Origin of the sequence: Cohnella phaseoli (assembly GCF_003386235.1) — a bacterium.
Lineage (GTDB): Bacteria > Bacillota > Bacilli > Paenibacillales > Paenibacillaceae > Cohnella > Cohnella phaseoli.
The window spans coordinates 303767-329089 of the sequence record NZ_QRDZ01000001.1; the positions used below are offsets into that span (position 1 = coordinate 303767).

The window sequence follows — 25323 nt, forward strand, 5'->3', positions numbered from 1 at the left end:
GGGGCATTCGTCATGTAAAGTTAACATCAAAGGCTCATCTTCCGGCATCTCGCCGGAGCCTGATCGTTGACGACATTCGCGAATGGCACGGGGGTGCAGCATCCATGTACAAAATTATGCTCGTGGACGACGAGAGCGAAGTCAGGGAAGCGATTCGCGAAAGCATCGATTGGCCCCGCCACGGCTACGAGTTCGTCGGCGGCTATGCGAACGGCGCGGAGGCGCTGGAGGCGATATTGGACCATCGTCCGGACCTGGTGCTGTCGGATATTTGCATGCCGCATATGGACGGCATCGAGATGACGAAGCAGGTCGCGCAGGCGGCGCCCGATACGAAGGTCGTCATTCTGACCGGACACGATGAATTCGACTATGCCCAGCAGGCGCTGCGGTTGAAGGTACACGACTTCGTAATCAAGCCGATTACGCCGCGGGAGCTGCGGGCTTTGCTCGACAAAATCAAGATAGAGCTGGACCGGGAGGCGGAGGAGCGCGACAATATGGCCCGGCTGCGCGAACAGCTGCAGGAAAGCCTGCCTCTGCTTAAGGAGCGGTTTCTGGAATGTCTCGTACAGGGGGCGATCGGCGAAGAGGAGGCGGAGCGCAGGTTTGCGTACTTCGGCCTGGTCAAGCCCGTTCCGCCGCTGGTTGCGCTTGCCGTCGATATCGATCAGTTAAACGACGGTTCTCGTGAACGCTGGGAGAACAATCCCGAGCTCCAGCGCTACGCCGCTTACAAAATTGCCTCGGAGACGACGGAAGGCCGGGACGCTCTTGTGTTTCGGACAAAAGAGGAACGGGTCGTCGTACTTCTGTACGGTTTCCCGGAGGAGGGCGGCGAGGCGGAAATCTCTCAGCTGGCGGAATCGATTCGCCGCAGCATGGAGAAGTATATGAAGTTTACGGTAACGATCGGGGTCGGTGCGCCATGCTCCTCGCTTAGCGATATTCCCTGGTCTTACGAAGCGTCGTTGTCCGCGCTCGACTATCGTTTTCTGCTTGGCAACAACCGGGTCATTCGTTTGCAGGATTTGGAGCGACCTTCGTCGTACTCCTGCCCGCCCGACTATGAATGGAATCGCAAGTTCGCCAGCGCGCTGAAGACGGGAACGCATCGGGAAACGCATCTGCTGATCGAACAATTTATCGGCCAGCTCAAGTCGTCGCCGCTGCCGCTGGAGGTGTGCTACGTGCGCATCCAGTCGATGATGATCGACGTCGTCAGTTCGATTCACGAGCTGCTCGGAGAGAGCGGGAATTGGCTGCGCCAGTTAGGCTCGGCGCTGCAGCACATCGATAAATTCCACCGGCTGGAGGATGTGGAGGCATGGCTCAAAAATATATCCTGCGAAGCGATTGAACTGATTGCGGATCGCCGCAGCGACCTGTCGCAGCTTCAGGTGCGCAGCGCAATTGAATACATCGAACAGCACTATCGGGAAGAGAGTCTGTCGCTGATGGATATTTGCAATCACGTCCATATGAGCAAAAGCTATTTCAGTACGTTGTTCAAGCAGCATACGGGGCAGACGATGATGGAATACGTCACGCGCATCCGGCTTGAAACGGCGAAGACGCTGCTGCAGGCCAATCCGCCGATTAAAACGTACGATATCGCGGCCGGCGTCGGTTATGGCGATCCGCAATATTTCAGCGTACTGTTCAAGAAGCACGTCGGCGTCACTCCTACCGAATACCGCGACGCGATGGCGAAGGAGTCGACGGCATGATCAAAGGCTGGACAGCCGACACCTTTAAATTCAGAAGCATTCAAGTGAGTCTATCCGTCGCCTTTCTGTGCCTGATTTTATTTTCCATTCTGGTGACCAGTCTGATCTCCTATCGTCTATCCGCGCAGTCGGTCGAACGCAATTCGGAGCACTATATCTCGGAAATCGTGCAACAGGTCAATCTCAACCTGCAATCCTACATTAATAATATGGAGAACATCGGAATTCTCGCGCTCACGAACAAAGATTTGAAATATTACATCGAAAGCACGAGCTTTCTGTTGGAAGAGGACGTCAGGCCGTACGAGAAAAAAATATCCGATTTGTTCCAATCCATACGGGTTACGCGCAAGGACATCGCATCGATTATGGTGTTTGGTTACAACGGCCGCATCGTCTCTGATCGTCGTATCACGAGCCTGAACCCGAGCAGCCGAATCGAGGAGCAGCCGTGGTACAGAGATGCCAAGAAGGGAGGCGGCCGCTCGGTTTTGTCGTCCCCGCACGTGCAGAATCTGATCCAGAACGAGTACCGCTGGGTTGTATCGCTTAGCCGCGAGCTGAAGAGCGCGGACGGCATTACGGGCGAAGGTATTTTTCTAGTGGATTTGAATTTGAGCGTCATCAAGGAAATTTGCAGTCAGATCAATCTGGGCAAAAGGGGCTACGTGTTCATTCTCGACTCGGAGGGCGGCATCGTTCACCATCCGCAGCAGAAGCTGATCGCCAGCAATCTGAAGACCGAGCTGATCGACAGGGTGATGACGACCGGAACCGGCAGCTTTACGGCGGGAGAGGGCGGCAGCAAGCGCATCTACACGATCCAGGAAACCCATTTCGGCTGGAAAATCGTCGGCGTCGCCTATGCGAACGAGTTGATTGTCAATCAGGAGCAGATTCGGATGTCCTATCTACTCTGGACCGTGCTCGCTCTCGTCATCGCGCTGCTGCTGTCCTTTTACTTCTCCGGGCGTCTATCCAGTCCGATCAAACGGCTGCAGCTTCAGATGAAGAAGGTGGAAAAAGGGGATTTCAACGTCCGCACCGAAGCGCTGCCGGAGAACGAGATCGGCCAACTGGGCCGTACGTTTAACGTGATGGTCGGCCGCATTAAGGAATTGATGGACCAGATTATCCAGAACGAAGACTTTAAACGGAAAAGCGAATTAAAGGTGCTGCAATCGCAAATTAATCCGCATTTTCTGTACAACACGCTCGACTCGATCATCTGGATGGCCGAACGCCGCAAGCACGAAGAGGTGGTGGAGATGACTTCTTCGTTGGCCAAGCTGTTCCGGGCCATCATTAACCGGAACGACGAGACGGTACCGGTACGCATCGAACTGGAGCACATTACGCATTACCTGTCGATCCAGAAGATGAGATATAAGGACAAGCTTGATTTTCAGATCGAGGCGGATCCCGCGATGATGAACTATAAGGTGCCGAAAATCATTTTGCAGCCGATTATCGAGAATGCGATCTATCACGGCATCAAGAACAAACCGGGGCTCGGGATGATTCGCATCGTCGGCAGCGTTCACGAACAGCATCTCGAATTCGTGATCGCGGACAACGGCATCGGCATGGAGCCGTCCCGTCTGGAACAGGTGCTGAAGCCAACGGAAGGGCCGGCGGCAAGCATTGGCATTCGCAACGTCAACGAGCGAATTAAGCTGTTCGGCGGCGAGTACGGAATTCGGATCAAGAGCGAGCTATCGATCGGCACCGAGGTGACGGTCGTGCTGCCAAAGCTGACATAGAGGGGGAGCCGCATGAGTCCGGGAAAACGATCGTTGACGGCGGTGCTGCTGCTTCTGGTTACGGCGCTGCTCATTGTCTACGGCATCGATACGCTGCGGCTGACAAGCGATCGGGGCAAGAAAATCGCCGTTGTGCTGAAGACGTCGGACATCCGTTCCGAATATTGGCGGACGGTGCGCGAGGGAATGGAGCTGGCGGCCAAGGAGTTCGACATCGACATCGAGATTACGGGGACGCTGTCCGATACGGACGCGGAAGGGCAAATCCGGATGATCGGAGAAGCGCTGGCCAAGAAGCCCGCCGCCCTCGTGTTGGGCGCGACGGAGCCGCTCAAGCTCGAGGCTGCGACGCGCGATGCGAGGCGGGCCGGGGCGAAGCTGATTCTGATCGATACGGACGTTCCGGGCAGCCAGCCCGCCAGCCTGGTCGCGACCGATCATGTGGAGGCAGGCCGGCTGGCCGGACGGAGCATGATTGCACCGCAGGACAAAGAGACGTTCCAGGTCGCCGTGCTCGGAGACCGCGTCGAAACTTCTGCGCAGGTGGATCGGCTTAGAGGGCTGGAGGAGGCGTTCGCGGAGACTCCTGTCGTCGAATTTCTCGGCAAGCACGAATTCGGAGGGCAAGAGGACGACGCGTACGAGCGGACGGGAGAACTGCTCGACCGCTACCCCGCTCTTCGGGGCATCGTCGGCTTGAACGAACAGGCGACAGTTGGAGCCGCGAAGGCGATCAAGGAGCGAGAGTTGGTCGGGAAGGTCAAGCTGGTCAGCTTCGACAGCTCCATCTACGAGATCAAACTGCTGGAGGAAGGCGTCCTGCAGGCGACGGTTGTTCAGAAACCGTTCAACATGGGCTATCTGGCGATCGAATCGGCCGCGCGGGCGCTGCGGGGCGTCAAGCTTGATCCGAGGCTGAATATCGAAGCTCAGGTCATTACGAAGGACAATCTGTATACGCAAGGCAATCAAGAGCTGCTGTTCCCGTTGGTGGATTAAGCGGTTTTGAAAGGGGCAACCGAGCGGATGAGTAAATCGTCGATGGCGACAATCGGGCTGTCGCTGCTGCTGGCGATCGGGCTGATCGTCCGATACGCGGGCATGGGCGATACCGCCCCGGCAGCGTCGAATATCGAGAAGAAATCGCTGATCAAATTTGTCGCCGCGGAATACAGCACCGCGACCAAGCCGTACTTCGAAAATCTGGTCAACGAGTTCGAATCCGAATATCCGCACATCGACATTGAGCTGCAGGTCATCAACTGGGACATTATCGACAGCGTCTACAAAACGATGATCAGCCGAGACCAGCCTCCCGACCTGATGCTGTCGAATTTGTATGCGCATTTCGCCCAGGACGGGAAGCTTAACCGCATGGACGAATTGCTGTCCTCCGAGCTGTCGGCGAAGCTGTATCCTTTTCTGGCGTATCCGCATAAAGTCGGCGGCGTGCAGTATTCGATTCCGTACGTGTCCACCGTTCGGGAGTTGTATTACAACAAGGATTTATTCGATGAGGCCGGCTTGTCCGAGCCGCCCGCAACCTGGTCCGAGCTGGAGCAAGCGGCGCGTCGGATCAAAACTAAGCTGCAGATCGAAGGCTTCGGCGTCGATCTGTCCGACAACGAGATATGGGCGTATTTGACGTATTTCTTCATCGGCGCCGGAGGGGGCTGGATGAAGGACGGCAAATGGGCTATCAACTCCGAGGCTAACGTCGAGGGACTGGAGTTTCTGAAGCGGCTGTACGAGGAGGGCTTGACGGACGCCGATCCGACCGTGACGACGCGCGACGAGAAGCAGCGCATTCTCGGCAACGGGAAGCTGGGGATGATGATCTCCGGCAACTATTTCGAATCGGTCGTCCCTTACGAGTATAAGGGCCTGAAGTGGGGCAAGGGGCCGATTCCCGTCCGCGATGGCGTCGAGCCGTTTGTGTTCGGCGTCCAGGACGTGTTGATCTCGTTCAAGACCGACCATACCGATCGTGAGGCGCTATCCCTGTTCCTTGACTTCCTCTACGAGGATGACAGATACGAGGAACTGATTCTTAGAGAAGGCTTCCTGCCGGTTACGCGTACGGTCGGCGACAACCTGAGTCTGAATAACCCGACGATGACGAAAAATCTGGACGCCTTGAAGCGGGCGATGTTCTATCCGATTCACGATCCGGCTTGGTCTACTGTGCAGGACGCGACGAGAAATATGGGACCGGCAGTGCTGTCCGGACCGATGAGCCCGCGCCAGGTGCTCGACAGACTGCAGGAAATCGCACTCAGTCGCAAACCGTAACGCAGTACTTTTTTCCATGTTTTACAGAAATATATTCGATTCGGATCCTCCTTGATAACGATTATGATGAACATGCAAGCCATCAAACATCGAAATCAAGGAGGTTTTATCGTGTCGAGATTTTTTAGAAAAACGATGACATGGGGTTCTGTACTGCTGATGCTTACCCTTGTTCTGTCCGCATGCGGAGGAAACAAGGACAAAGGAAACGACGCCTCGCCGTCGGCAAGCCCGAAATCGTCCGAAAGCGCGAAGCCGTCTGAAAGCGCTTCAGGGTCGGAGAGCGCAAGTCCCGAAGGCGTCAAGCTGACCGGAGATTTCGAAATTCAGTATTTTGTCGGCGGATACGGCGACGCTTGGTGGAAGGAAGTAATCGGAGAATTCCAGCAGCTTCATCCGGACTTGAAAATCAAAGAGTCTGCCGGTCCGAAAATCAACGATCAGATGAAGCCGCGCTGGATTCAAGGCAGCCCCCCGGATTTCGTCTACATCGACGGCGCAGGCTCCAACACGAGACAGATGGTGACGGACGACCAGTTGCTGGACATTACAGACTGGTTCAAAACGGCGCAAAACACCGACGGCAAGCTGCTCAGCGACATGCTGATCGCCCAGCCGGAGGAGTATCAGGCGGGCAAGGTTCATGCGGTTCCGCTCGTATTCGGCTCCTGGGGCACGTTCTACGACAAGGCGCTGTTTAAGGAAAAAGGCTGGGAAGCGCCGAAGGACTTCGAAAGCTTCCTGGCGCTCGGAGACAAGATCAAAGCGGATGGCCAGATGAGCGTCTACATCCATACCGGCGTCTATCCGTACTACATCAACGGCGGCCTGCTGGATCCGGCGATCGTCGCAATGAACGGCTACGATACCTCCATTGTGAAGAAGATCAACGCTCTCGAAGCGGGGGTATGGAGCAGCGAGCCGGTCAAGAAGGCGCTCGACAAAATCGTGCAAATGCGCGACAAAGGCTTCTTCGACCAAGGGTCGCCGGCGCTTAACCATACCGACTCCCAATCGCAATGGCTGCAGCACAAAGCGGCGTTCATTCCGAACGGTCTGTGGGTAGAGAGCGAAATGGCCAACGATACGCCGGCCGGTTTCGAATTCGGCTTTCTGCCTTCGATTACGCAGGACAATGGCGGCAAATATGTTGCCAACCCTTACGTCGCTACGGTGGCGATCGCGAAGAAAGCGAAAAATCCGGATGCGGCTAAAGCGTTCCTGCAGTTCCTCTACACGGAAGCTCACGGCAAGTCGTGGGCGGAGCTGTCCAAGGCGCCTTCGAACATCAAGGCGGACTTGGAAGCGACAAACGCGCCTGCGCTGACGAAGGAAGCTTCGAGATTCTATAACTCGGACAGCACGGTCGTTTCTCCGGAGGTCGTCATTCCGGAAGAGTTGGTCACCGAGCGCAACAATGCGACGCTGGCGCTGACGAAGGGCGACATTACGCCGGACGAGTGGGTTGACCGCATGGAGAAAGCGACGGAGAAAATCCGCGCGAAGGAAAATAAATAGGCTGCCGATGAACGGAGCGGCGGACGGGAGAGGCTCCCGGCCCCGCTTCTCGGGCAACCAACGGAGGTCTCTATGAACAACGCCAAACGTACCGGCTCCGCGAAGATGAAGCGCAACGCGTTCATTCTTACATTTATTTTACCGACGTTGCTGCTCTATCTCGTCTTCGGCATCTATCCGCTCCTTAAAGGCATCTACCTTAGTCTGTTCGACTGGTCCGGCGGATCCGAGACGTACAATTTTATCGGGCTGGACAACTTTAAGGAGATGATGAACGACGACGTCATTCCGAAGACGATCCGTAACGACTACATTCTTGTGTTCGGCAAAATTATCGGCTTTATGCTCATTTCCGTCTTTTTCGCGGTGGCGCTCACTCGCTTCAACATCAAAGGCTCGGGCTTCTACCGGACAATTTTCTTCATTCCCAACGTATTGTCGGTCGTTGTCGTCGGGGTGTTGTGGCGCTATGTGTACAACCCGAACGTCGGCTTTCTGAATTCAGCGATTACCGCGATTACGGGGAAAACGTACGATTTCGCCTGGCTCGGCGACAAATGGTCGATTTTCGCCTTGCTGCCGCCTTCGATCTGGGCCGGTGTCGGCTTTACGATTATTCTCATTATCGCCGGCATTCTCGCAATTCCGTCCTCGCTGTACGAGGCGGCCGAGATAGACGGAGCATCCCAATGGCGACAATTCCGACTCATTACGCTGCCGCTGTCGTGGGAGCAGATCAAGACTTCGGTGCTTTGGATCGTCATGACGACGTTGAGCGGCTCGTTCGTCATCGTCTCGATTATGACGTACGAGGGCGGAGTCGACAACGCTACGCAGGTCATGGGCTCCTATCTGTACATGAACGCGTTCAAGTTCGGCAAGTTCAGCTACGGCTCGGCGATCGGCGTCCTGATTCTCATTCTGTCGTTTATTACGACTGTCGCACTGCAAAAGCTGATGAACCGGGAAAATATAGAATTAACATAGAGGAGCATATGCCATGAAGACGCGAACGAAGTTCAGCGGCGCCCGCTGGCTGATGAAAGTCGGCCTTTTCCTCTGGGCTGTGGGCGTACTGTACCCTGTCATCTGGACGATTATGAGCGCGCTTAAGGACAACCCGCAATTTCTGCTCGGACGGCCGTGGAAGCTGCCTGACCTGCCGCTGCTCTGGTCCAACTTCACCTACGTTTGGGAGAAATACAGCTTCGGTCATTATTTTGTCAACTCGCTGATCATTACGATCGCAAGTACATTGCTGGGCGCTTTCCTGTCCGCTTCGACCGCCTACGTCATCGCCAGATACGCATTCAGAGGAAGCGGCTTGCTGTATTATTCCTATCTCGCGTATATGATGATTCCGGCGTTTCTCGGAATTATCCCGCTGTTCTTCCTGATGGACGATTTGTACTTGACCAACCGGGCGCTCGGGCTTATTCTCGTCTACACCGTAACGGCCGTTCCGTTTGCCGTGTTCGTGCTGGTCGGATTTTTCAAGCAGCTGCCGAAGGAGCTGGAGGAATCGGCTGCCATCGACGGCGCTTCCCATTACGGAACATTCTTCCGGATTATGCTGCCTCTTGTGAAACCGGGACTTGTCTCGGTGTCGATCATCACCGTTCTGAACATCTGGAATGAATATATATTCGCGCTTGTGCTCGTGAACGACCCGACGAAATATACGATCCCGGTCGCCATCGCCGTCATGCAGAGCGAAATGCAATACCGCACCGAATGGGGACCGTTATTCGCTTCCCTGCTCGTTTCGATGGGGCCCGTGCTGCTCTTCTACATGATTTTCCAACGGCAAATCACCGGTGGCATTACGGCCGGCGCGGTTAAGGGGTAGGTTGCAGGCGCCTCCTGAGATTTTCAACTTGATAGGTTTCATGATTTTAGGTATAGTTGATATATCATGATACATCAAGGGATGGTTGAATGGACGGTCCATTGTACGAGCAAATCTATCACTACCTGTTGGAGAAAATCAAAAGCGGCGAGCTGCCCCGGGGCGGGCGAGTTCCATCGGAGAAGGAGCTGGCCGACCAGTTCAACGTCAGCCGCATCACCTCGAAGAAGGCGCTCGAAATGTTGTCCGCGGACGGCCTGATCGAGCGAGTGCAGGGCAAAGGCTCTTTCGTCGCCGAGACGCTGCCCGAGCCGGAACAGATTCAGGGGGCGCGGAAGTCGTATCCGCAAAGCTGGAAGCTGGTCGGTCTGATTTTGCCGGACTTTGCCGACTCGTACGGGCTGCGGATGATTCACGGCGTCGAGGAACGGCTGTCCGAGCTAGGTTGCCGAATGCTGGTGAAAATTACGTACGACAAACGCGAGGAAGAGGAGGAAGCGATTCGTTCGTTCCTCCAGCTCGGCGTGGACGGTTTTATCATCTTCCCGGTGCATGGGGAGCATTACAATTCGGAGCTGCTTCGCCTCGTTCTTGACAAGCATCCGCTAGTGTTCGTTGATCGTTACTTGAAAGGTTTGGCCGCCTGCTCCGTGTATACGGACAACCGTCTGGCGGCGTTCGAGCTGACGAAGCATCTGCTTGACCGCGGACATGAGGAGATCGGCTTCATCTCGCTGCCGGTGGAGAATACGTCGACGATCGAGGATCGCATTCAGGGCTACACGGACGCGTTGATTCAGCACGGGCTGCGGATGAATCCGCAGCATCTGATGACGAACCTGTTCAGCTCCGTACCCCGTTCGTTCGAGGAACGCAACGTGCAGGTCGACTTCGCCAACGTACAAAAATTCGTCGAGATGAACCCGGACTTGACCGCATTCGTCGCCGTTGAATACAATCTGGCGCTTATCCTGCGGGAGGTGCTGTTGTCCATGAATAGGCGCATCCCCGAGGACTGCAGCATTGTCTGCTTCGACTCCCCGCACAGCGCGTTCAACAAGTATTTGTTTACGCACGTCAGTCAGGACGAATTTGCAATGGGACGAGGTGCGGCGGATCTGCTGCAGATGCAATGGGACATGAAGGAGATTTCCTTCAACAACACTGTACCGTTCTCGATCGTCCAAGGCGACTCTACGACAGCGTAGTTCTACGTTTTCTCTTCCTTACTCCCTAAAACGAAATAGTACCTTTCCGGAAAAAGCTCGAATGCGTATTCGGGCTTTTTCCTATTTGTTCTTTTACTTTTCGGCGAGGAAGAGAGAGAAGATGAGAAAATCATTATGTTGATATATAAGATATTCGTTAAATTTATGTTGACATATTATGTTCTTGGAATTAATATACTATGTGTAAGCGCTTAATAACTGAGGATAAGGGGCTGTCAAAATGAAAAAGTGGATAGGCATCCTAATAACCTGCGCCATGGTGCTTGCCGTACTGGCCGGGTGCAGCGGCAACAACTCCGGCAACGGAGGAGGAGGGACGGCGTCGTCTTCGAACGGGGGCGGCCAGTCGAGCTCCGGAAGCGGGGACGTCGTAGAGCTTACTTTCTGGGGCGACTGGGGCGGCGAAGGACAGAAGCAGTTCGAAACAATGGTCGACGCGTTCAATAAGTCGCAGGACAAAATTCGCGTGAAGTACGTGCTGCAGCAGGACATGATCACGAAGTTTCTGACGGCGGCAACCTCCGGCGGTTCGCCCGACGTTATGTTCTGGGATCGCTGGCGTACGAACCTGTACGCGCCGAAAAACGTTCTGCACCCGATCGACGAATATATGGCCAGAGACGGCATCTCCACGGCGGATTATTACGACGAAGCGCTTAAGGAGCTTTCCCACGACGGCAAGCTGTACGGACTTCCGTTGACGGTAGATGCGCGGGCGCTCTTCTACAACAAGAAGATGTTCGCGGATGCCGGACTGCAGCCTCCGACCAACTGGGAAGAGCTGGCGACCGCCGCCAAGGCGCTCACGAAATGGAACGGAGACAAGCTGGAGGTAGCCGGCTTCTCGCTCGGCGATGCCGGATTGTTCAATATGTATCATCAGCAAGCGGGCGGCCAGATGCTGAACGCAAGCAACGACGCCACCGATTTTAACAACGACAAAGGATTGTCCGTCCTTAACCTCTGGGACCGAATGCTGAACCAGGACAAGGTGTACAAGATCGGTTTCGAGCAAGGGCTGGGCGAAGGCACCGACGCTTTCGTCACCGGCAAGCTGGCGATGAACTATACGGGACCTTGGATGCTAAGCACTTATAAAAAATACGGCCAAGATCTCGACTTCGGCATCGTTCCGCCTCCTGCGGGTCCGAACGGGGACAAAGGAAGCGTCATGGGCGGCTTCGGTCTCGTCATCGGCGAAGGCTCCAAGCATAAAGAAGAAGCGTGGGAGTTCGTCAAATGGTGGCTGGCCAATAAGGACAACGTACTGCTGTGGGCCAAGACGAGCTTGAACATTCCGGGCTACAAGCCTGCGCTCGACGATCCGTTCTTCAAGGACGATCCTTCGTGGCAGCCGTTCCTCGATACGCTCGAGTTTGCCAAAATCCGGCCTCAGCATCCGGGCTACTCCATTATGGAAGGCGACGGTCTCGTGCCGAACCTGCAATTGTTCCTGGAAGGCAAGCAGGATGCGGCGACGACGCTCAAGAAGGCGCAGGAGCAGGGAGACAGATTGCTGAAGGACAATGCGGACGTGAAATAAGCGGCTGCCAAAAAGGAGAGGGAGGTTCGCCTCCCTCTCCTCTATAGAGAGACGACATAAGGGAGTGTGGGGAAATGAAGGTTCAAACGACCGACATGCTGGCAGCGCTGCAGCAATGGATCGCATCGGTGCAGCGGCAATTGCCGCACCGCCCGAAGTCGCAGGCGATGTTCGACGCCTGCATTCGCAATACGATAGAGACGACGTTTCGACAGTTGCAGGACGACACGACATTCGTCATTACCGGCGATATCCCGGCGATGTGGCTCAGAGATTCGGCGGCGCAGGCGAGACCCTATCTGCTGCTTGCGAGATCCGCGCCGGAATTTGAGCATCTGCTGCTCGGAGTCGTGGAGAGACAGCTTCGTTACGTTATTCACGATCCTTACGCCAACGCGTTTAATGAAACCGCTAACGGCCACGGTCACCAGAACGACGAGACGGAGATGACGCCGCTCGTCTGGGAGCGCAAATACGAGATCGATTCGCTCTGCTATCCGCTTCATCTGGCTTACCTGCTCTGGCAAAACGCCGGAACGACAACCCAATTCAACGGCACGTTCAGGAAGGCGGCGGCTCTTATTATCGAGCTGTGGAGAAAGGAACAAAACCACGAACAAGATTCGGACTATCGCTTCGTCAGAAGAAACTGTCCGGTTACCGATACGCTTCCCCGCGACGGCAAGGGCACGGTTACGGGTCCGACGGGCATGACCTGGTCCGCTTTTCGGCCGAGCGACGACGCCTGCGATTACGGTTATCTCATTCCCTCCAACATGTTCGCGGTCGTGGCATTGCGCGAACTGGCCAAGATCGCCCGGGATGTGCTGGACGACGTCGAATTGGAGACGGAGGCGGAGAGGCTGGCAGCGGAGATCGATGCGGGCATTCGCGCCTTCGGCATCGTGAACCATCCTCAGTTCGGCGACATCTATGCCTACGAGACGGACGGGCTGGGCAACTACAAGCTGATGGACGACGCGAACGTGCCCAGCTTGCTCTCGATTCCGTATCTTGGCTATACGGGCAATGACGATCCGACCTACGTTCGCACAAGGAATTTTATTTTGAGCGAGCACAATCCTTACTTTTTCTCGGGGAAGGAAGCAGCTGGCATAGGCAGTCCGCATACGCCGCATCGCTATATCTGGCCGATCGCGCTGGGGATGCAGGGGCTAACGGCGCGGGAGCCCGAAGAGAAGCTGCGACTGCTCGACCTGCTGGAACGCACCGACGGAGGCGCCGGCATGATGCACGAAGGCTTCGATGCGGACGATGCGTCGAAGTATACGAGGCCGTGGTTTTCATGGGCGAACATGATGTACTGCGAGCTCGTGCTGGACGTATGCGGCATTCGCGTAGCCGGATGAATTCGAGAAGAAAGGAAGAGCGCACATGATTCGATCCCGCAAGCTGCACGCCCACCAGGCGCGCATGGCGTATCTGTTCATCTCGCCGGCCATTTTGCTGTTCTCCGTTTTTACCGTTATTCCGGTGTTCATGGCCTTTTACTTGAGCTTTACGAATTACGACGTGCTGAGCCGAATGGATTGGGTTGGACTTTCCAATTACCGAAAGCTGTATACGGACAGTCTGCTGTGGCAGACGTTTCGCAACGTGCTGTTTTATACAGTGGTGTTCGTGCCGCTTAACATTCTGACTTCGCTGCTGATCGCGTTGCTGCTGAACAAGGCGATCAAGGGCGTCAAGGTGTTCCGCACGCTGAACTACTTGCCGACGCTGACTTCGGCGGTGGCCGCGGCAACGGTATGGCTGTGGGTGCTGCATCCGGAATTCGGCTTGTTGAACGGCTTCCTGTCCTATTTCGGCGTCACCGGTCCGGCCTGGCTGTCGGAGACGAGAACGGCGATGGCCTCCGTCATTATGGTGACGCTGTGGCAGGCGGTCGGCTCCAACATGGTCATCTATTTGGCCGGTCTTCAGGGCGTGCCGGACTACTTGTACGAATCGGCCAAGCTGGACGGCGCAAATGCGGTTCAACGGTTCCGCTACATTACGTGGCCGCAGCTTAGACCGACGACTTTCCTCGTCAGCACGATGTCGATCATCGGCGCTTTGCAGCTGTTCGACCAAGCGTTCGTGCTGACCCAGGGCGGACCGGCGAACGCAACGAAGACGCCCGTGTATCTCATCTATCAGCAAGGCTTCAATCAACTGCAGATGGGCTATGCATCGGCTCAGGCGTTCGTGCTTGCGCTGGCGATTCTCATTTTCTCACTGATCAACATGCGGCTATCCAAAGCGGAAGAGCCGATCGTATAGGGGGGGATGAAAGGTGATGAAAACGACATCCGCCGCCGGCGGCTACAATCCGGGCATTAGCCCGGCGCTGCGTTTGACCGTATTTTATGTGACGGCTACCATCGTATCGCTCGTCATGTTCCTTCCTTTCTTATGGAGCGTGCTCACTTCGTTTAAGCCGGACAATGAAATTTTCGCGTTTCCGATCCGTTGGCTGCCTTCGCATTTCACGCTGGACCACTACAGAGATGCGTTCACGACCGTTCCGTTTCTGAGATATTTCGGCAACTCCTTTTATCTCGCGATTATGGGCGTGCTGTCCAACCTGTTCCTCGGTTCGCTGGCCGGCTACGCGTTCGCCAAGCTGACGTTCCGTCTTAACAAGCCGCTGTTTCGCGTGCTGCTGGCGGCGATGATGATTCCGGGCGTCGTGACGATGATTCCGAGCTTTTATGTGCTGATGCATCTGCCGTTCTTCGGCGGCAACGACTGGACGGGGGCGGGCGGACGCGGCTTGCTGAACTCGTTCTGGGCGATCATCCTTCCCGGTGCGGCGGGCTCGTTCGCAGTGTTCTTCATGCGGCAGTTTTTCCTGACGCTGCCGAGCGACATGATGGAAGTAGCGCGGATCGAAGGGGCGGGCGAGTTCCGGATTTTCTGGCAAATCTACCTTCCGCTGACGAAGCCGGCGCTGGCGACGCTGGGAATTTTCACCTTCCAGGCGGGCTGGAACTCGTTCCTCTGGCCGATGATCGTGCTGAACGATCCGATGAAGCATACGATCCAGATGGGGCTGCAGGCGTTCTCCTACAACCATCAGACCGATTTCGGGCCGATGATGGCGGGGGCGCTCGTAGCGACGCTGCCGATTCTTGTGCTGTTTATTCTGCTGCAAAAATATTTCGTGCAAGGAATTGCGTTCAGCGGCGTTAAAGGGTAGGAGGTGGCGAACATCGCAACAAAGCGTATCGTGTGGTCAGGGGGCGCCGTTCTGGCGCTTGCGCTGGCCGCCGTACTCCTCTGGCGGTTGCCCGGCTGGCCGGGAGGCGGCGCGGACAGAGAGGTGTGGGCCGTCCGGGCCGACGAGGCGGGAGCCGAGCTGGATCTCTCGTTCTGGGACGATAAGCGCGGCATGTTTAACAATGCGTCTCCGTGTATTTTGCAGGCATGCACCGACCCGTTTAATTACTGGTGGCAGGCGCACGCGGCCGACGCTCTTCTCGATCGCTACGAGCGAACGAAGGATGGGGACGTAAGGAAGCGGGTGGGCGAGCTGTTCGACGGTATTCGGGACCGCAATGCCGGCGTATGGACGAACGGCTATTACGACGATATGGAATGGATGGCGCTCGCCTGGCTGAGAGCGTATGAGCTTCTGGGCGACGACAAGTATAAGGAAGCGGCGCTTGAGCTATGGGCGGATATTCGCGGCGGCTGGAACGAGGAGATGGGCGGCGGTATCGCTTGGCGCAAAGAACAGCTTGATTACAAGAATACGCCCGCCAACGCGCCGGCCGTTATTTTAGCTGCAAGATTGTACCGGAATTTCAGTTCTCAGGACGATTTGGAGTGGGCGCTGAAAATCTACGATTGGCAGAAGCGCACGCTGGTCGATCCCGAATCCGGCCTCGTATGGGACGGAATCAACCGGACGGGAGACGGGGCGATCGACAAGGATTGGAAGTTTACTTACGGTCAAGGCGTGTTTATCAGCGCGGCGATGGAGCTATACGAGGCGACCGACGAGGAGAAATATCGGGAAGACGCAAATAAGACGGCCGACTACGTGCTTGACGCGATGGCCAGTCCGGCGACCGGGCTGCTTCCGAACGAAGGAGACGGCGACGGCGGTTTGTTCAAGGGTGTGCTTGTCCGTTATTTGACTGAATGGGCGGTTCGCGAGCCAGAGCGGGGAGGCCAATACGGCAGCCTGATCTTGACGAATGCGGCCAGCCTATGGGATTACGGTCGAACCGGCGAGGAGGCAAGGTTCGGAACGTCGTGGGCGCAGCCGCCGGAGACGGTCGTACAGCTCAGCTCGCAGCTTAGCGGCGCGATGCTGATCGAGCAGGCGGCCAAGCTGGAGAAATTGGGTTACAAATCATGAAACGGAGCGGTGATCATACTTATGAGACATCAACAGGAAGCAAGGGCCGCCCGGGCCGACCAAGCGCAGCAGGCGCTGGTAGAACGTTACTGGAATGCCGGAATCGGCATGTTCGACATTGAGACGCCGTGCCCGAACGGCGAATGCAATACGATTTTCCACTATTGGTGGATGGCGCACGCGGTCGAGGCGTTGACGGACGGACTGGAACGCACGGGGGATTCGCGATATTCCGAGCTGCTGGACGCCCTGTACGAAGGATTGCTCAGAAGGAACGGAGGCGCATGGCCGAACGCGTTGTACGACGATATGGAGTGGATGGCGATCGGCTGGCTCAGGGCCTATAATGCGACCGGAACCGAGAAATATAAGGAAGCGGCGCTTCTGCTCTGGCAAGATATCCAAACCGGTTGGAACGAGCACATGGGCGGAGGTATCGCCTGGCAGAAAAGCCAGCTCGATTATAAAAATACGCCGGCCAACGCGCCCGCGGTTATTCTGGCCGCACGTTTGCATGCGCGATTCGGCGATGAAGCCGATCTGGGTTGGGCGCTGCGAATCTACGATTGGCTGAAAAGCAACCTCGTCGATCCCGCAAGCGGCTTCGTCTGGGACGGCATGAACCGGCTCGGCGACGGGGCGATCGACAAGGAATGGGAATTTACGTACTGTCAGGGCGTATTTATCGGCGCGGCGCTTGAGCTGTATCGGGCGACGGGGAACGACGCGTACCTCCAGGACGCCAGGCGAACGGCCGAAGCGGCCGCCCGCAAACTAGCCGAGTCGGAGACGGGGCTACTGCCGAACGAAGGCAACGGGGACGCCGGCCTGTTCAAAGGCATTTACGTCCGCTACTTGGCGCAGCTTGCGCTTGCCGATCCGTCCGGCAGTGGGGAGGCGGCCAAGCTGGTCGCGGGCAATGCCGAACTGTTGTGGTCCAAGGGGCGGGACGCCGAGCGGACGCTATTCGGCCCGAACTGGAGCGAGCCTCCCGGCGGTACGGTGGAGCTGGGGACGCAGATCAGCGGGGTGATTTTGCTGGAGGCGGCCGCGCGGCTTGAAGCTGCGGAGCTTGCCGGACGTACGGAGGCGACCGCATGAGCGGCTGGACGGAGAGAGCTGAGGAGCTTCAGGAGGTTTTCTACCGGCATTACTGGAACGAGCGAACGGCCATTATGAACCAATGGTATCCGGAGAAGGAAGGCTCGGAAGGCGAGAACTATTACTACTGGTGGCAGGCCCATGCGATCGACGCTCTGGTCGACGGGTGGGAACGGAGCCGGAACGGGAAGTATTTGGAGCGCGCCCGTCGGCTGGCCCGCGGACTCAAGGCGTCCAACGGCGGCACGTATCGCCACGATTATTACGACGATATGGAATGGACGGCGCTGGCGCTGCTGAGAATGTACGATCATACCGGCGAAGAGGAATACAAGCTGGCTGTGCTCGATCTGTGGGCGGACATCCAAACTGCCTGGAACGGACATATGGGCGGCGGCTTGGCATGGAATAAAAATCAACTGGACTACAAAAACACGCCGGCCAACGCACCGGCCGCCATTCTCGCGGCCCGGCTTTACGTCCGTTTCGGAGCGGAGGACGACTTGGCTTGGGGTAAACGAATTTACGAGTGGAACCTGGAGAACCTGGTCGACCCGGAGACGGGTTTCGTCTGGGACGGTATGAACCGGCTGGGCGACGGTCGCATCGATTACGACTGGGATTTCACTTACTGTCAAGGCGTCATGATCGGAGCGGGATTGGAGCTGCACGCCATTACGAGTGAAAACCGCTACTTGCGCGAGGCCGAGAGAACGACGCGGGCGACGATCGACCGTTTGGTTGATTCGGCGACTGGAATGCTGCCGGACGAGGGAATCGACGACACCGGCTTGTTCAAGGGCATTCTCGTTCGATACATCAAGCTGTTGATCGATCGTAAGGCGGAAGGCGCCGGGGAGTGGGCGGACATTTTGCGACAGAACGGCGAGGCGCTATGGAATCGGGGGATCGATCGCGCTTCCGGATCGATCGGCCCGTCATGGTCGGAGCCTCCGGCCGGCCCGATCCAGCTTAGCGTCCGTCTGAGCGGCGTTATGCTGGCGGAGGCTTTGGCGGGGCTTGGGGAGTAAGGCATAGGGAGAGGCATTTGCGAGGTGCTGTCATGGCCGGACGCTTTTCGGAGTCTATTAGACCCGGAGAGCGTTCTTTTATATTTCTTCGGAAAGTTCAGCCTCAACGAAAATGCCTTGACGCTGCTCAGGCTGTGGAGCGGAGGCCAAGAAAGTGCCTTGGCGCTGCTCAGGCTGTGGAATGGAGACCCAAAAAGTGTCTTGACATCGGCCAAGCTGAGGAGCGGAGGCCAAAAAAGTGCCTCGACGCTGCCCAGACTGTGGAGCGGAGGCCAAAAAAGTGCCTTGGCGCTATCTGAGTCGAGTGTGAAGGCCAAAGATGCCAAGTGTCCAGCGGCTGAAGTCGCATAGTCCGCTGATAACATTGGGAGAGGCACCGCGACCTTGCCCATTAAGTATTATTTGTATTACAATATATAATACTTAATGCGAGCGAAGGAGCGCGATCTTCATGGTCATTACGCTGCAATTGGATAGCGAAACGCCGCTCTACGAACAACTGCGCAATCAGATCGTGATCGGCATTGCGACAGGCGGACTGAAGGAACAGGAGAAGCTGCCGACAGTTCGCCAACTGGCGGAGGATTTGGGCATTAATACGATGACGGTAAACAAAGCATATGCGCTTCTGAAGCAGGAAGGGTACATCGTCATCGATCGGCGGCATGGGGCGAAGGTCAGTCCGAAAACGCAGATGGATGCCGTCCACAACGAGCAACTCGAAGCTCAACTTCAGCTGATTATCGCGCAGGCAACGATTAAGGGCGTCGACCAATCCGTGTTCCAGTCGATGATCTCCAACATTTTCTCCAAGATGACCTACCGGCATCAGCCATCCTAAAGAAAAGAGTTGATCGCTATTCTTACTCCCGTTTTTTTGATTACGGCCGCTATTTGCTTTATCGTCATGATCGTTACCTATAGACCGCAAGCCAGCTACAGGAAGGGAATGCTATTTGCTATAACCTTGCCCGAGCATGCCATAGTCCATGACGGAATCCGTGAAATTCAGGCCGGTTTTAAGCGGCGTTTCGCGCGTGCGAACTGGCTTATGCTGCTTTTACTCGTTCCTGTGGCGATCCTTTATGCGTTGCCGGCCTATCAAACGATTTATTATTTGTTGTGGATTTGCGTCTATTTTGTGGTCGGGACTGTGCCGTTCAGACGGGCATTCCGGGAGATGCTGGCGCTTAAGCGGGATAACGATTGGTTTGTCGGAGAGAAGCGGGTCATTCAGAGCGATCTGCGCGTCGCCCAGCTAAAAAACCGCCGTTCGGCGCCCGTGGCGCTGTTCGCGATTCCCGCGGCAATGTCGGCGGGGCTGATGGTATGGATGGCACAAGAAGGCTCCGATTTTATCGGTCTTGGGGTTGATGCCGGGTTGGTTACCGTCTTATTCCTGCTTATCTCTCTCGGAACTAGAAGAGCGAAAGCCAGAGTATACAGTATGAACAGCGATGTCAACGTAAGCCTTAATCAGGCGAGGCGGCGCGCCTGGTCTTATTTGTGGCTGATGATGGCCATTGTCGAAAATATCCACGTTGCGCTCATCTATCAGGCCGCCGCTAACGGCAGCGAGGATGGGTTGGGCGTGTGGCTCACGATTACGCTGGCTTTTACGGCAATTCCGCTTGGTTCAATCTTGTATGTACATCGCAAAGTACGCGCTCTCGAACAAGAGCTGCTGGAGCAGGACGACAAAATCGTCTACACGGATGACGACGAGTATTGGGCTAACGGTTTCACCTACCATAATCCTAACGATAAAAGCTTGCTTGTCCCGAAAAGAATCGGCATAGGCGAAACGATCAATACGGGCACGTTGGCGGGCAAGCTAATTGCAGGAGGAGTTTTGGGGCTGCTGGCGGCAGTCGTTGTCGGAGTGTCGTTTATGCTTATTCGATCGGAGCTGACTTCCCCGACGATGACTTTGATGCCGGACAGTACGGTAAGCATCAATTATCCGATGTACTCCTTCGACTTCAGCCTTTCCGACATACAGGAATTATCTCTGGTAGATGAAATTCCATCCGGCACTAAATTAAACGGGGAAGCGACAGGTACGCAAGCGCGCGGACATTTTCGCCTGAAAGGGCTTGGCAAAACACGGCTGTACGTGTTCAAAAACAATCCGCCCTACATCCGCATCAAGCTGGATAAGGTCTACATTTTCTACAATGACAAGGATCCGCTTCGTACGGCGGAGCTTTTTGAGGAGCTTGCACGATCGGTTCCCTCCTCAAAATAAAAACTATTATAAGAGTATATGGACGACTGGCGCATCTAAATGGAATTCCGAGATTGTTGCTACATTTAGGTACAGATACTTATGCTCCTTTAACAGCAGGAAATAAATCTGTCTCTGATGTTACGCAAGATATCATGGAACAACTAGTAATGAGGTCTTTACTGAGTCGAAATTAATAGAAGAATCAGGGTTGAAACGATAATTGAATTGGAGAATGAAAACAGCGGCTTCAAGCCGTTGTTTTCATTCCATCCATTTTTAATGCTTTTAAGAAGGTATCATCTTTCAATACAGCGATCGATTCGTTTGCCTCAATATTTTTAATTTTGAATAGTTTGGTTCCTTTCTTATACTTGTTAGAAAATAAATTCGGTAAATGATCGCTTTCATGGGTAGAATATTTCTTTATAGTTCCAATTTGTTCCTCAACTTCATAAACAATTTCATTTGTTACTTTGTATACCGCATTATCCCACGTTACAACATCGAATGCCCAACTGTGAAGATCATCTTGTTTTGCGTTTGAACATGACGCGCAAAATAACATGGCAACAATCAATATTAATATTTGAATCTTTTTCAAATTATCCTCCTGAAAAGGATTATTGTCTTTATGTCACTCTGCTCCGTATTTTTTTAATATGCCTCATCTGCAGGGGGCGACGACAATTTAATAATGAACTGTCACTTCAATCTCCTGATCGTAGTTGCCGAATTGCCGGCCGAACAAGCTGACACCGCCGGGATGCTCGGCGTCCTCGCGGCTGGCGATGCGGAAGCGAAGGTCTTCTCCGTAGCGTATGCCTAAATCGGAGAGGGTCGTACCGGACAGATATATCCCGTCCAGATAAGTGCCGTCCGACCGGACCGCGAGCGTCTTCAACAATCCGTGCTGCGTGCCCATATTCCACCAAGCCGGCGTGTGCGCTCCGCGCTGGCTTCCATAGTCGCCGGGACAGGTCCATACGCCAATGACGACGCCGTTGATCGAGAAGGTAATGTCGGAGGGCCAATTCTCGTTGTAGCCGGGAGCCTCGGAGCACAGCTCCAGCGACAGGCTGAGGCTTTGCGCGTTCTGGCTGCCGACGAGATAGTTGGGAATCCGGTATTCGACGAAGCCGCTGGCGAACCACAGATGTTTGGCTTTCACGCGTTCCGGATCGGAGAAGTAGCGGGGGTCGTCCACCATTCCGATCAAGGCTTGCTCCGAGGTTAACCCGCAGGTAGGCTTCACTTGAAAATCGGAAAACTGGCCGATCGGTACGGATACCGAATACTGACGGAGGTCCTTCGCTTCCGGCGTTCTGAACTGCAGCGTTACCGTATCGGGCAGCAGGCGGCATACTTTCTGTCTCCCTCTCAGCCCCGATAGGCTTTCCGTCCCTACAATCCCCGCGTCTTCAAGCTTCTGAATATGCTTGGTAATAATGGCCGAAGAAAGCTCCAATTCAGCGGCAAGCTCCTTGATGTTCATCGGTCTTACGTTCAGCAATTCGATCATGCGCAGCCGGGTCTCGGAGGCGAAGCATTCGAAATAAGCCGTATTGCCGGAATGGACTTGTATGATCATAACAATCTCCTCGCATGTATTCCTTTCATTATATAACTCAAAAGTTAATTAAACAATTGAGTATTGACTAAATTAGCTGATTATTCGATAATATGAGCTGTATAATGAATCGTTAAGTTATTTAGTTAATTAAAATGTTAATGATATGGAGGATGAGAGCATGACGACAAAATATCGACAGGAGCATCCGCGCCCGCAATTCGAGCGCGCGGGTTGGATCAATCTGAACGGCGAATGGGAGTTTGAATTCGACGACGGTCGTATCGGCGACAAGGAGCATTGGCATACGGGCGACAAGGAGTTGTCCCGTCGCATTCAAGTTCCGTTCGCGTTCCAAAGCAAGCTGAGTGGCATCGGCGATCCCGATTTTCACGATACGGTCTGGTACAGAACCTCCTTCGAGCTATCCGCGTCCTTCTCCGGCAAACGCACAATTTTGCATTTCGGAGCAGTTGATTACGAGGCGTCGGTATGGGTGAACGGGAAGCTGGCGGTAAAGCATGAGGGCGGCCATACGCCTTTCAGCGCCGATATCACGGATATGATTAATCCGAGCGGCGCCAATGCGCTTGTCGTCAAAGCGGTAGACTACAGCCGCGACGTTACGCTTCCTCGGGGCAAGCAGTACTGGCTCAAGGATTCGGCGAGCATCTTCTATACGCGAACGACCGGCATTTGGCAGACCGTATGGCTTGAGGCGGTCGGACAAACCTATATGGACAAAGTGCGTTACACGCCGGACATCGATCGCAACGATATCGAAATGCGGGTGTTTTTCGGCGGCTTGGCGGACAAGCCGGAAAACCTCACGCTTGAAATCGACATTTCCTTCCAAGGCGCTCTTGTCGCTCGCGACATCGTAAAGGTAAACAACGAGGAGGAGACGAGAACGATCCGGCTGACGGATTTCAACGATCATTCCCAAGGCCGCTGGTGGTCGCCTGAACGTCCGAACCTGTACGACGTCCGTTACACGTTGCGGGACGGCGACGTTGCGATCGACGAAGCTTCCAGCTATTTCGGCATGCGCAAAGTATCCGTCGAGGACGGAAAGTTCTGCTTGAACAATCGGCCATATTTTCAGAAGCTGGTGCTCGACCAAGGGTACTTTCCCGACGGCAATCTGACGCCGCCTAGCGACGAAGCGATCAAGCGGGACGTCGAGCTGGCGAAGGAGATGGGCTTTAACGGGGCGCGCAAGCACCAGAAGCTGGAGGACCCGCGCTATCTATATTGGGCTGATAAGCTGGGACTGCTCGTCTGGAGCGAGGCGGCTAACGCGTATCAATATTCGGAGAAATACGTGCGCCGTTTCGTGAACGAATGGCAGGAGTCGATGGAGCGCGATTACAACCATCCATCCATTGTTGCATGGGTGCCGCTTAACGAAAGCTGGGGCGTGCCGAACATTCAGATCGACAAACGTCAGCAGCAGCACGCGTTAACGATGTATCATCTGACGAAGTCGCTGGACCCGATGCGGCTTGTCGTCTCCAACGACGGCTGGGAGCTTGTCGCAACGGACTTGTTCAACATTCACGATTACGAGTGGCGTCGCGAAGTGCTTGAGGAGCGCTATAGCACTCCGGAGAAGGCGATAAGCACGATGCCGGCGAATCGCAGGCTGTCCGTCAGCGGGCATGATTACGCGGGTCAGCCGATTCTCGTTACCGAGTTCGGCGGAATCGGCTACAAGAAGAGCGAATGGGAGGGCTGGGGCTACTCCGGAGCCGAGAACGACGAGGACTACGCGGAGCGGCTTCGCGCTGTCATTCATCCGCTGTTGAAATCGGGCGTCGTGCAGGGCATCTGCTATACGCAGCTGACCGATGTGGAGCAGGAGATTAACGGGCTGCTGACGTACGATCGCGTGCCGAAAATCCCGGTCGAACTGATCAAGCAGATTAACGAAGGAAAATAATCATCGGCGCCCCCAGATGGGGGGACGGCAAGTCGGAAGAGGCCGATTTACAAACAGAGTTGCATGAAATGCTTGTAGATCAGCCTCTTTCCCATTTCAGCACTACGGCTTAGGTACTTGAACGCTAAGCATCGAGCGCATGCCCGAGAAGCGAGGATCGAAAATACGGATTTCGTCGCCCGACTCTTGCGTCACTACGAACGGAGCGAATAAAAGCAAGCTTTTGGCGGACGGGTACTTCATTAAAGCTTCGACGTCCACCGGATCGATCCGGTGAGTGCGGACGGTCTCGTTTGCGCCGCCGATTTCGTGCCGACCTTCGACGACCTCGAGGTCTTTTTTCGCATAATACGATAGGCCTCCGGGATACCGATCCGCGCGAATGGCTACCCGATCGAAGCCTTCTTGCTTCAAATCCGCGTATACGTAGGCGGAATGGGCGATCTGAAATCCGGCATAAAGCGCGGCCATCCCCCAAAATAGTCGAAACAGCCTCGTTCGCTGCTTCTCTCTGCGGAAAAGCAGCAGGAAGGGGACGATCGCGGCCGCCATCACCCAGAACACATTCCCTTTGTTCGGAATAATGCCGATCGCATATCTGCGCGAGGTGAACGGCTCAAGCAATCCCGTCCCCCAGGCGTTCGTCCAATCGCTTATAATGTGCAGCAGCACTCCTGCGATAGCGGTCCAGAACAATCGTCGATCCTTCACGCGGAATATGGCCCAGGCCAGCAGAGAAAACATTCCCGCCCACACGGGGACCATGGCGAAGGAGTGGGTAATTCCCCTGTGCGACATTAAGTAGTCCGCGCCGGCGCGCGCCCATTGAATATCGATGTCCGGAATAACGCTTGAGCCGACGGAAGCTCCGAAGAAAGCCCACTTCGTCTTGACATCCATGTCCGTTTTTTTCAACGCTCCATAGATGGCGACTCCAAATAATGTGTGAGTCATATAATCCACTTTGCCGGCCTCCTCGTTGCTTTGTTCTTCTTCTTATATTCGCGTATTTGCCAAACTTATTCAATCTTGTGCGCCAGCTTGAATTTTTTTGCAATTTCTCTATTGACATGCTTATTTCCTATGTCTATAATTTCATATGTAATTGAGAATAATTATCATCTAGTGTGAGAAATGTCACATTTGCATCAGGCAAGGA

General features: G+C 55.0%; 21 protein-coding genes. 18 read left to right on the plus strand and 3 right to left on the minus strand.

Translation table 11 applies throughout. The features are described 5' to 3' along the window. Positions 1-104: 104 nt before the first annotated feature. From DFP98_RS01240 to DFP98_RS01320, 17 genes are all read left to right on the plus strand, one after another. Positions 105-1730 (plus strand): response regulator, encoded by a 1626-nt coding sequence (locus DFP98_RS01240; protein WP_116058735.1) that lies wholly within the window; start codon positions 105-107, stop codon positions 1728-1730. Further along, positions 1727-3493: a cache domain-containing sensor histidine kinase gene (locus DFP98_RS01245; RefSeq protein WP_116058736.1), complete on the plus strand. Its 1767-nt coding sequence runs from the start codon at positions 1727-1729 to the stop codon at positions 3491-3493. The genes DFP98_RS01240 and DFP98_RS01245 overlap by 4 nt, the downstream gene beginning before the upstream one ends. Before the next feature lie 12 nt (positions 3494-3505). Further along, positions 3506-4492 carry a substrate-binding domain-containing protein gene (locus DFP98_RS01250; RefSeq protein ID WP_116058737.1) on the plus strand — a complete coding sequence of 329 codons (987 nt, stop codon included), beginning with the start codon at positions 3506-3508 and terminating at the stop codon, positions 4490-4492. 27 nt (positions 4493-4519) lie between these two features. Next, entirely contained in the window at positions 4520-5785 is a 1266-nt protein-coding gene (locus DFP98_RS01255) for an extracellular solute-binding protein (RefSeq protein WP_116058738.1), read from the plus strand. A 111-nt stretch (positions 5786-5896) separates the two neighbouring features. Further along, positions 5897-7303, plus strand: coding sequence for an ABC transporter substrate-binding protein (locus DFP98_RS01260; protein WP_246016363.1), 1407 nt, complete (start codon positions 5897-5899; stop codon positions 7301-7303). Between the two features lie 72 nt (positions 7304-7375). Then, positions 7376-8290: a carbohydrate ABC transporter permease gene (locus DFP98_RS01265; RefSeq protein ID WP_116058739.1), complete on the plus strand. Its 915-nt coding sequence runs from the start codon at positions 7376-7378 to the stop codon at positions 8288-8290. 13 nt (positions 8291-8303) lie between these two features. Beyond that, on the plus strand, positions 8304-9152 hold the full coding sequence (locus tag DFP98_RS01270) for a carbohydrate ABC transporter permease (protein ID WP_116058740.1): 849 nt from the start codon (positions 8304-8306) through the stop codon (positions 9150-9152). 89 nt (positions 9153-9241) lie between these two features. After that, a complete protein-coding gene (locus tag DFP98_RS01275) occupies positions 9242-10360 on the plus strand; it encodes a GntR family transcriptional regulator (protein ID WP_116058741.1) in 1119 nt (372 codons plus the stop codon). A gap of 241 nt (positions 10361-10601) precedes the next feature. Further along, positions 10602-11924 (plus strand): ABC transporter substrate-binding protein, encoded by a 1323-nt coding sequence (locus DFP98_RS01280; RefSeq protein WP_116058742.1) that lies wholly within the window; start codon positions 10602-10604, stop codon positions 11922-11924. A gap of 74 nt (positions 11925-11998) precedes the next feature. Then, entirely contained in the window at positions 11999-13294 is a 1296-nt protein-coding gene (locus tag DFP98_RS01285) for a glycoside hydrolase family 125 protein (RefSeq protein ID WP_116058743.1), read from the plus strand. 25 nt (positions 13295-13319) lie between these two features. Next, positions 13320-14207 carry a carbohydrate ABC transporter permease gene (locus DFP98_RS01290; protein WP_116058744.1) on the plus strand — a complete coding sequence of 296 codons (888 nt, stop codon included), beginning with the start codon at positions 13320-13322 and terminating at the stop codon, positions 14205-14207. A gap of 16 nt (positions 14208-14223) precedes the next feature. Next, positions 14224-15126: a carbohydrate ABC transporter permease gene (locus tag DFP98_RS01295; RefSeq protein ID WP_116058745.1), complete on the plus strand. Its 903-nt coding sequence runs from the start codon at positions 14224-14226 to the stop codon at positions 15124-15126. Positions 15127-15129: 3 nt separating this feature from the next. Continuing rightward, positions 15130-16293: a glycoside hydrolase family 76 protein gene (locus DFP98_RS01300; RefSeq protein WP_246016364.1), complete on the plus strand. Its 1164-nt coding sequence runs from the start codon at positions 15130-15132 to the stop codon at positions 16291-16293. A 21-nt stretch (positions 16294-16314) separates the two neighbouring features. Beyond that, complete coding sequence (locus tag DFP98_RS38820; RefSeq protein ID WP_181917420.1) at positions 16315-17394, plus strand: glycoside hydrolase family 76 protein; 1080 nt, start codon at positions 16315-16317, stop codon at positions 17392-17394. Next, positions 17391-18425, plus strand: a complete 1035-nt coding sequence (locus DFP98_RS38825) for a glycoside hydrolase family 76 protein (protein ID WP_181917421.1) — start codon at positions 17391-17393, stop codon at positions 18423-18425. The genes DFP98_RS38820 and DFP98_RS38825 overlap by 4 nt, the downstream gene beginning before the upstream one ends. A 451-nt stretch (positions 18426-18876) precedes the next feature. Further along, on the plus strand, positions 18877-19266 hold the full coding sequence (locus tag DFP98_RS01315; RefSeq protein WP_116058747.1) for a GntR family transcriptional regulator: 390 nt from the start codon (positions 18877-18879) through the stop codon (positions 19264-19266). 108 nt (positions 19267-19374) lie between these two features. Then, positions 19375-20673 (plus strand): DUF5808 domain-containing protein, encoded by a 1299-nt coding sequence (locus DFP98_RS01320; RefSeq protein WP_246016365.1) that lies wholly within the window; start codon positions 19375-19377, stop codon positions 20671-20673. A gap of 229 nt (positions 20674-20902) precedes the next feature. Here DFP98_RS01320 and DFP98_RS01325 read toward each other — a convergent pair whose 3' ends face one another. Together DFP98_RS01325 and DFP98_RS01330 are read right to left on the minus strand one after the other, a co-directional pair. After that, positions 20903-21256 (minus strand): hypothetical protein, encoded by a 354-nt coding sequence (locus DFP98_RS01325; protein ID WP_116058748.1) that lies wholly within the window; start codon positions 21254-21256, stop codon positions 20903-20905. An 87-nt stretch (positions 21257-21343) separates the two neighbouring features. Further along, positions 21344-22243: an ArsR/SmtB family transcription factor gene (locus DFP98_RS01330; protein ID WP_116058749.1), complete on the minus strand. Its 900-nt coding sequence runs from the start codon at positions 22241-22243 to the stop codon at positions 21344-21346. Between the two features lie 160 nt (positions 22244-22403). On the opposite strand from DFP98_RS01330, the gene DFP98_RS01335 reads away from it, so the two are divergent. Further along, positions 22404-24164, plus strand: coding sequence for a glycoside hydrolase family 2 protein (locus DFP98_RS01335; RefSeq protein ID WP_246016366.1), 1761 nt, complete (start codon positions 22404-22406; stop codon positions 24162-24164). A 102-nt stretch (positions 24165-24266) separates the two neighbouring features. Here DFP98_RS01335 and DFP98_RS01340 read toward each other — a convergent pair whose 3' ends face one another. Beyond that, positions 24267-25118: a metal-dependent hydrolase gene (locus DFP98_RS01340; RefSeq protein ID WP_246016378.1), complete on the minus strand. Its 852-nt coding sequence runs from the start codon at positions 25116-25118 to the stop codon at positions 24267-24269. Positions 25119-25323 lie beyond the last annotated feature (205 nt).